6 protein-coding genes are annotated in these 7,994 nt (G+C 69.6%); 2 read left to right on the top strand and 4 right to left on the bottom strand.

What is annotated here, in order from left to right; translation table 11 throughout:
• Positions 1–172: 172 nt before the first annotated feature.
• Positions 173–2,347 (top strand): MMPL family transporter, encoded by a 2,175-nt coding sequence (locus AB7I40_RS20110; protein ID WP_428345371.1) that lies wholly within the window; start codon positions 173–175, stop codon positions 2,345–2,347.
• A gap of 8 nt (positions 2,348–2,355) precedes the next feature.
• On the opposite strand, the gene AB7I40_RS20105 is transcribed toward AB7I40_RS20110, so the two are convergent.
• The 4 genes from AB7I40_RS20105 to AB7I40_RS20090 form a co-directional block, all read right to left on the bottom strand.
• Complete coding sequence (locus AB7I40_RS20105; RefSeq protein ID WP_428345370.1) at positions 2,356–2,907, bottom strand: AAA family ATPase; 552 nt, start codon at positions 2,905–2,907, stop codon at positions 2,356–2,358.
• Between the two features lie 45 nt (positions 2,908–2,952).
• Entirely contained in the window at positions 2,953–3,492 is a 540-nt protein-coding gene (locus tag AB7I40_RS20100; protein ID WP_428345369.1) for a GNAT family N-acetyltransferase, read from the bottom strand.
• 3 nt (positions 3,493–3,495) lie between these two features.
• Complete coding sequence (locus AB7I40_RS20095; RefSeq protein WP_428345368.1) at positions 3,496–4,884, bottom strand: flavin monoamine oxidase family protein; 1,389 nt, start codon at positions 4,882–4,884, stop codon at positions 3,496–3,498.
• An 80-nt stretch (positions 4,885–4,964) separates the two neighbouring features.
• Positions 4,965–7,076 (bottom strand): molybdopterin-dependent oxidoreductase, encoded by a 2,112-nt coding sequence (locus AB7I40_RS20090; protein ID WP_428345367.1) that lies wholly within the window; start codon positions 7,074–7,076, stop codon positions 4,965–4,967.
• 186 nt (positions 7,077–7,262) lie between these two features.
• Here AB7I40_RS20090 and AB7I40_RS20085 point away from each other — a divergent pair, with 186 nt between their 5' ends.
• Entirely contained in the window at positions 7,263–7,985 is a 723-nt protein-coding gene (locus AB7I40_RS20085) for a molybdopterin-dependent oxidoreductase (protein WP_428345366.1), read from the top strand.
• The last annotated feature ends 9 nt before the right edge of the window (positions 7,986–7,994 follow it).

Below are 7,994 nucleotides of genomic sequence, written 5' to 3'. Positions count from 1 at the left end.
GCAACCTGCGCGATCCGCTGCTGGGGGTCATGGGCCCATCTTCGCTGATGCGCGGTCCCGGCACAGGGGTGCTGGGTCCACCCCCACACGGGGGCCTGCCGCCCCTGACGAGGGCAGCGCCCGTCGCGAGGCTGGAGTCCTCGACTCACCCATCTTCTCGAGGAGCACCGACATGGCTACCCACAACCCATTCGCGAACCTCCCTCTTCGGGCGGCACGCTGGAGCGCCACCCATCCCTGGAGGGCGATCCTGGCCTGGCTGCTCCTGGTCGCCGTGGCTGTCCTGCTGGCCATGTCGGTCCCGACCGTCACGACCACCGACGCCGACTACCGCCTCGGCGAATCCGGCCGTGCCGACGCCATGATCTCGGCTGCGGGGTTGGAGCACCCCGACGCGGAGAGCGTGCTCATCACGTCGTCCTCGGGCGGTGTGCTGGGCGACGACGCCCTCGCCGCGGCCCGCGGTCTCGCGGGCGAGCTCGCCGCACTCGAGGCGGTGACCGCGGTCTCGGAGCCGGCCTGGAGCCAGGACCGGACGGCCCTGCTCCTGTCGGCCCAGCTGGCCAAGGACCAGGATGACGCCGAACCCCTGCAGGACCTCACCGCCGCCGCCCAGGAACGGCACCCCGATCTGGAGATCCGCCAGGCCGGGGACCTGTCGGTGGACGCGGGCATCGAGAACCAGGTGGGTGAGGACCTCGGCGCTGCCGAGGGCATCAGCCTGCCGGTCACCGTGGTGCTGATGCTGCTGGCGTTCGGCGCTCTCATCGCTGCGGGCATCCCAGTGCTGCTGGCAGTCACCAGCGTCGCGGTCACCATCGGGATCACCGCGCCGCTCTCGCACCTGGTCCACGCCGAGTCCACCGTGAGCAGCATGATCGTGCTGATCGGCATGGCCGTTGGGGTGGACTATTCGCTGTTCTACCTCAAGCGCGAACGCGAGGAGCGGGCCGCGGGAGCCACGACGCTCGACGCCGTCGAGATCGCCGCGGAGACCTCAGGACACTCGATCATGGTCTCGGGCCTCGCCGTGATCGCGTCGATGGCCGGGCTCTACGTGATCGGTGGGGCCACCTTCAACTCCCTGGCCACCGGCGCGATCCTCGTGGTCGGCGTCGCGGTGCTCGGCTCCATCACGGTGCTGCCCGCCCTCCTGGCCAAGCTCGGGCGCTGGGTCGACCGGCCCCGGGTGCCGCTGCTGTGGCGCTTGAACCGTCGGGTCGGTCGAGGCGGTCTGAGCCGCCGCATCCTGGCGCCCGTCGTACGGCATCCCGCCCTGGCGTTGCTGATCTCCTCGGCCGCCGTGCTGGCTCTGTGCGTGCCGGCGCTGGGCATGAAGATCCACTCCGCCAACCTCGACACGCTTCCCGGCACGATCCCCGAGGTGCAGACCTACCGCGATCTCGTGGACAGGTTCCCGCAGGAGGGCTCGACGGCCAGCGTGGTGGCCACGGGCGAGCGTCGTGAGGTGCGTGCGGCCCTGGCTGACCTTCGCGAACGCGCCCGCTCCGACGCCGACTTCGTGGTCGAGGCGCCCGCGCCCATCGAGACCTCCGCCGATGGTCGGACGTCTCGACTCACCCTGGCCATGCCCTACGCGGAGTCGGACCCGCGGGTCGACGATGCCGTGACCCACCTGCGCACCGATCTCGTGCCGGCGACGTTGGGCCCGGTGACGTCGACGTACGCGGTGGGTGGCGGGCCGGCCGAAGCGCTGGACAGCTCAGACCGGTTGTCGACGTACCTGCCGATCGTGATCGGGTTCGTCCTGATGCTGACCATGCTGATGATGGCGCTCTCCTTCCGGAGTGTGCCGATCGCGCTGGTGTCGACCGGACTCAACCTGGTGTCGGTCGGAGTGGCGTTCGGCCTGATGACCCTGGTGTTCCAGCACGGGTGGGGACACCAGCTCCTGGACTTCACGACACCAGGACTCATCATCGACTGGATCCCGTTGTTCGTCCTGGTGGTGTTGGTGGGGCTGTCGATGGACTACCACGTCTTCGTGCTCAGCCGGATCCGGGAACACGTACGGCGCGGGCTGCCCGCAAGGCTGGCTGTCGAGGAGGGCCTGGTCGACACCGCTGGGGTGGTGACCAGTGCGGCAGCGGTGATGGTGTCGGTCTTCGCCATCTTCGCCACCCTGAGCATGCTCGAGATGAAGATGATGGGAGTCGGGCTGTCGGCCGCCATCCTCATCGACGCCACGGTGATTCGCCTGGTGATGCTGCCCGCGATCCTGATCCTGCTCGGCGACCGTGCGTGGTGGCCCCAGCGGCCGCAGCGTCCCGTGGGGGAACGGGTGGTCGAGGACGACCCAGCACACGTGAGACTGGTGGACGCCTGAGATGCAGGTCAGCTGGCCTGGATGAGCGGGAGGGTGGGCCACCGGTGGCTCGCCCATGCCGGCCAGCTGGCCAGGCCGGCCGGGGGACCCGGCATGGGGCCGTAGGAGAGCTCGTCGTCGGTGGGCGGCTGATAGTGGGAGACGAAGCGATCCTGATCCGCCTGGGTCATCTCGAAGGTGGTCTCGGGCGCCAGCAGCCAGCGACGATCGCAGCGGGCCCGTCGTTCGGACTCGGTGATCTCGACGTGTTCCAACGTGAAGTTCGCGTCGGCCACCTCCGCGATGGAGCGGATGGCGTAGCGCTCCTCGGGTGACCAGCATCCGAAGTCCAGCACGACCGACGCCCGACTCAGCAGCACCTGGTGGGCGACCCAGATCATGCGGCCTTCGAGGATGTCGCGGCGTCCGCCGGCGTCACTGTGTCCGAAGAGCGGCGCCATCCACTCGTCCGGGGTCAGCCGCAGCAGTGTCTTCTCGCGGGCCAGCTCCAGTGCGCGAGTGGTCTTGCCGGCACCGGGAAGGCCGACGGTCAGGAACAGTGTCGGGCGAGGGGAGGGCATGGACGACTGTGACTGCCGGATAGGCGGTCACGCAAGCCGATGGGCTCACGATGCAAACTCGTCCAGCTCTCGCACCATCAGCAGGGTGACGCCTTGGCCAGGGGCGGGTTCCCCCCGCCCCGACTCGAGGAACCCGAGCTTCGCAAGCACCCTTCGCGAGGGGGTGTTCCAGTCCCAGACCCCAGCCCGCAACCGTCGGTAGCCAGCCTCGCGGGCCCAGGCCACCACGGCCCGAGCGGCCTCTGTTGCGTAACCGCAGCCCTGAGTGGCACGCAGCAGCTCGAAGGCCAGCTCGGGCTCGTCGGGGGATCCTCGCCCGTGGGGGATCAACCCGCAGTAGCCGATCACGTCGCCGGTGCCCTTCCGCTCCACTGCCAGGATGCCTGGTCCCGGATCCTGCTGCGTTGCGCGGATCTGGAGGACGATGTCGGCCACCGTGGGTCGCCCCTCGGGGTCCACCCGTCGCCCCGCCGGCACGCGCTGGTCGCGCTCGAGCCACAGCTGCCGGTAGATCGCAGCCTCCTCTGCTCGGCGCGGCCGAAGGACGAGTCGATCCGTCTCGAGAGTCCCCAGGGAGCGACCCATGCGTCACCTCGCTCCGGTGAGTCGGCCCAGGGTCACGGTGGGCGTGCCCAGCAGTCTCTTGGCCTCGCGGACGCCGCTCGTCATGGCACCGTCGGCGTAGCCGAGGCGAGCGCTCTGCGTGTGCTCGCCGGCGAAGAGCAGGCGCCCGGCCACGGGCGTCGCGAGCAGGTCGACGTCGGCATCGCAGGAGCCTGGGGGTACGTGGGTGTAGGCGCCACGTGTGTAGGGGTCGTTCCCCCAGTCGGTCACGGCGACGGCGACCGGCTCGGGGCAGGACGCACCAAGCGCCGCCGTGAGCATGCCCATCAGCCACCGGGCCGCAGCGGTCGGTGAGGTTCCCTTCAGGTGAGCAGTGGCCGAGTGGAACGTGTGGCACACCAGGATCGGATCAGCACCGAACGCGTGGAGATCGAACACCCACGATGCGGGTTCGTCCGCCTCACGAGGGAACAGCACCAGGTGCGACCAGCCGGCTCGCTGCCAGAACGGTTCCTCGAACTTGAGCGCCACCTTCTCGTAGCGTCCGAAGCCCAGCCGGCCCACGGCCTCGGCCTGCTCGGTCGGAAGGGATGGCACGAATCTCGGTGACTCATTCTTGAGCGCACCGAGCGGGACCGCGACAACGACGTGGGAGCCGACCTCGGTGGCGCCGGACGCCGAGGTGAGGCTCACGGCTCCGTCGGCCACCTCCACACGAGACACAGGCCAGTCCTGGCGCACGTCGAGGCCGCCGGCCATGGCGTCGACCACAGAGGCATATCCGCCCTCAGGTTGGACGCCGAAGTAGTCGCCCCCGTACTCCGCCTGAGTCCAGAGCCACTGCAGCGACTGGTGCTCGGCGGCACCCGCAGCGTCCGCCTCCACGCTCGCGCGCAGCCCTTGCCGGGCTCGTCGTAGCGGCTCGCCCCTCAGGCCGGTCGCAGCCAGATGGGCTTCGATGCCCTCCGCCGCCGACGCGTCCGGCCCCAGCCGGGTGCGCAGCCCGCTGAGTGCCTGGGCGAAGCCCTCGAGCTCGACGGTCAGGCTGGCCTCGACGTCCGCATGCGACAGCCAGAGCCCGGTCCTGCAGTCGAAGGCGGTCAGCTCCGGGAGCGGGGTGGCGGATCGACTCCCGATGCCCGCTGTCTGTGCGAACCGCATCAGGGGGTTGCCCGTCGGGTGGTGGATCCACGAGCCGCCGAGGTCTACGGGTGATCCGGCCAGGTCCGTCGTGTACAGCCTCCCGCCGATCCGGCTCCGGGCCTCGAGCACCACGCACTCGACCGCCGCGTGGGCCAGCGCGTTCGCCACGGTGAGGCCGGCGATGCCGGCACCGACGACCAGAACACGCTCGACGGGCCCGACCACCCCGTCTGGGATCTCGGACTGTCCATCGTCGAAGAAGATTGCCATCGCGCCGTCCGGTGAGTCTGGCGAGTCCGGGAAGTCTAGACCGATGATCGCCTCTGGGCGCGTCGGCCGCGGCCGAGCCTTCAGGCGGTCACGGTCACCGGCACCCCGCTGAGGGCGGCGTTCCCGGAGATGTCGAGGAGCTCGGGATCGGTGAGGTCGTTGATGGAGACGCCCTCCACCTGCGCGGCGCCCTGCATCCTGGTGCCGGGAAGCTGGTGCCCGAAGCCGTGCGGCAGGGACACCACTCCGGGCATCAGGTCCGAGGTGGACTGCACTTCGACGCGGACCGTGCCCACTCGCGACGTCACGGTGACCGTGGAGCCGTCGCGCAGTCCTCGGGCAGTCAGGTCACCCGGGTTCATCAGGAGCTGGTGGCGTTCGCGGCCGCGGGTCAGCCTCGAGGCGTTGTGCAGCCAGGAGTTGCAGTCACGCTGGTGGCGGCGACCGATGAGAAGCAGGTCGTCAGTCGGTGGGGGATCAGACTCGGCGAGTCGCACCAGGTCGTCCATCACCAGGTCGGGCGCGGCCATCACGAGCTTGTGGGAGGTCTGCAGCCGGGCTGGGAAGGCGCCTGGCCGCAGTGGGCCAAGATCGACCCCGGACGGGTGGCGGCGCAGCTGGGAGATCGTCACGCCCGCCTTGTCGCTGCGCAGCAGTTGACCGATCAAGAAGGTCGGGCTCACAGCCAGGCGGGCCCGGCTGAGCAGGCGCTTCTTCAAGGGCGGCTTGCGGTTGAGTCGACGACCCAGCCGGCGCGCCACCTCGCGGTAGATCTCCCAGTCGTGACGCTGCTCGCGCGACTTGTCGAAGACCGCAGGAGTGAACCGGGCGGTGTTGCGCACCGCCAGCGTCTGGAAGACCAGGTCGTAGTGGTCCCGCTCCAGGGCCGTGGTCGGCGGCAGGATCACGTCGGCATGACGAGTGGTCTCGTTGATGTAGATGTCGACGGCGGCCATGAAGTCCAGCCCGGCCAACGCCCGATCGAGTCCGGCCCCGTCGGGAGTGGAGAGCACCGGGTTGCCCGACATCGTCAGGACGGCACGGATCTGGCCCTCTCCGGGCGTCTCGATCTCCTCACGCAGTGCGGCCACCGGCAGCTCGCCACCGCTTTCGGGAAGTCCGCGGACACGGCTCTTCCACAGCCCGTGGTGACCTTTGCCGATCAGCCCGCGACCCACCGCGTCGATCGCGGGCGAGGTGAGCATCGTGCCGCCTTCGCGGTCCAGGTTCCCCGTCACCAGGTTCAACACCTGGAGCGCCCACTGCGCCACCGTGCCCCAGGCCGTCGTGGAGACACCAATCCTGCCGTACGCCGCGGCGGCCGGCGCGGCGGCGAACTCACGAGCGATCCGCCGGATCTCGTCGGCCGAGACCCCGCTTGCTCGCTCGGCCCGCTCGGGGGTGAAGGCCGCGACGGCGTCGGCGACGACCTCGAGGCCGGTGACGAAGGCCGGGGGAGCGGTCAACGACTCCTCGAAGAGCACCTGAAGCATCGCGAGCAGCACGTGGACGTCACTGCCGGGCCGGATGAAGTGGTGCTCGGTCGCGACCTTCGCGGTCTCGGTGCGACGTGGGTCGAAGAGCACCATCGCACCGCCGCGGGCCTTGAGGTCGCGCAGTCGCTGCGGGAAGTCTGGAACGGTCATCAGGGACCCGTTGGAGGCCATGGGGTTGGCACCGAAGACCAGGAAGTACGAGGTTCGGTCGATGTCGGGCACCGGGAGCATCAGCTGGTGGCCGTACATCAGATGGGCGACGAGCTGGTGGGGAAGCTGGTCCACTGACGTGGCGCTGAACCGGTTGCGGGTCGGCAGGGTCTTGACCAACGCCTGACCGTGGGTCATCGAGCCCAGGCTGTGCACGTTGGGGTTGCCCAGGTAGATCCCGACGGCGTCGCGGCCATGGTCGTTGGTGGCTCGCGCCAGGCCGTCAGCCACCAGGTCGAACGCCTCCTCCCAGCCGATCTCGTCCCAGTGCGCCTCCCCGTCGAGCAGGATCCGCCGTACCGGCTTGCGCAGGCGGTCGGGGTCGGCGTACACGTCACCGATGGCCACGCCCTTGGGGCAGATGTGTCCTCGCGACAGGGGGTCGGCGTCGTCGCCGCGGACGGAGAGCACCGTGCGGTCCTCGACGGTCAGCTCCAAGCCGCAGATCGCTTCGCAGAGGTTGCAGACGCCGATGCGCTTCTCCATGCGGCCCATGCTGCCAGACGGCACAGACCGTCATAACCTACTAAACATACTGAACTAGTCATGTTACGGTCACATCATGAGACCTGAGACCTGAGACCTGAGACCTGAGACCTGAGACCTGAGACAGAGCCGGTCGCCAGCCGGCGCACCTTCCTGGCCGCGTCAGCACTCGCCGGCGGGGCGGCGTTGGGACTCCCACGGGTTGCCGAGGCGCAGGACGCCGGCCCCATCCTCAAGCCGTTGCCACCCAGCAGGTTCGTGGACTTCGGCACCAACGCCGAGATGCGCTGGGACTCCGTGCGCACCCGCGACTACCTCACCCGACAGTCACGGCTCTTCGTCCGCAATCACACCGCAACCCCGCTGATCGACGCCTCGACCTACACCCTGGCCATCTTCGGCGATGCGCTGCGCCTGGTGGTGCCCGGATGGGTCGGTATCGCCAGCATCAAGTGGCTGGGCTCGCTCGAGGTGTCGAGTGCCGAGCTGACCTCGCCGTGGAACACCACGTGGTACCGCATGACCGGACCCGGCTACCCGGCTGATGCGCCACCGCTGGGCGTCAACCCCGTGCGCTCCGCCTGGGAGCTTCCCTGGGACGCCGTCCTCCCAGCCCGCCCGCACCTCGAGGTGACGGGCCGCTCCTGGAGCGGAGCCGGCCCCGTTGCCCGCATCGACGTCAGCACCGACGGCGGCCAGTCCTGGTCGCGTGCCACGGTGCTGCGGCCGGGGCATCGAGGCGGATGGACGCAGTGGGCGCACATCTGGCGTCACCCGTCCTCAGGCGACCACGAACTCCTGGCCAGGGCGACGGACGTGCTCGGGCGCACGCAACCGCTCAGCACTCCGTTCAATGACGGCGGCTACTTCTTCGACGCGGTCGTGCGGCACCCGGTCACCGTCGGCTGAGCGCAGGCA

It is taken from the genome of Nocardioides sp. (assembly GCF_050246775.1).
Taxonomy (GTDB): Bacteria; Actinomycetota; Actinomycetes; order Propionibacteriales; family Nocardioidaceae; genus Nocardioides.
This window is presented reverse-complemented; position numbering and strand designations above follow the sequence as displayed.

Excerpts from the sequence above, each read along its gene's own strand:
- AB7I40_RS20110 (WP_428345371.1), top strand. The coding sequence starts at position 173 with ATGGCTACCCACAACCCATTCGCGAACCTCCCTCTTCGGGCGGCACGC.
- AB7I40_RS20105 (WP_428345370.1), bottom strand. The coding sequence starts at position 2,907 with ATGCCCTCCCCTCGCCCGACACTGTTCCTGACCGTCGGCCTTCCCGGT.
- AB7I40_RS20100 (WP_428345369.1), bottom strand. The coding sequence starts at position 3,492 with ATGGGTCGCTCCCTGGGGACTCTCGAGACGGATCGACTCGTCCTTCGG.
- AB7I40_RS20095 (WP_428345368.1), bottom strand. The coding sequence starts at position 4,884 with ATGGCAATCTTCTTCGACGATGGACAGTCCGAGATCCCAGACGGGGTG.
- AB7I40_RS20090 (WP_428345367.1), bottom strand. The coding sequence starts at position 7,076 with ATGGAGAAGCGCATCGGCGTCTGCAACCTCTGCGAAGCGATCTGCGGC.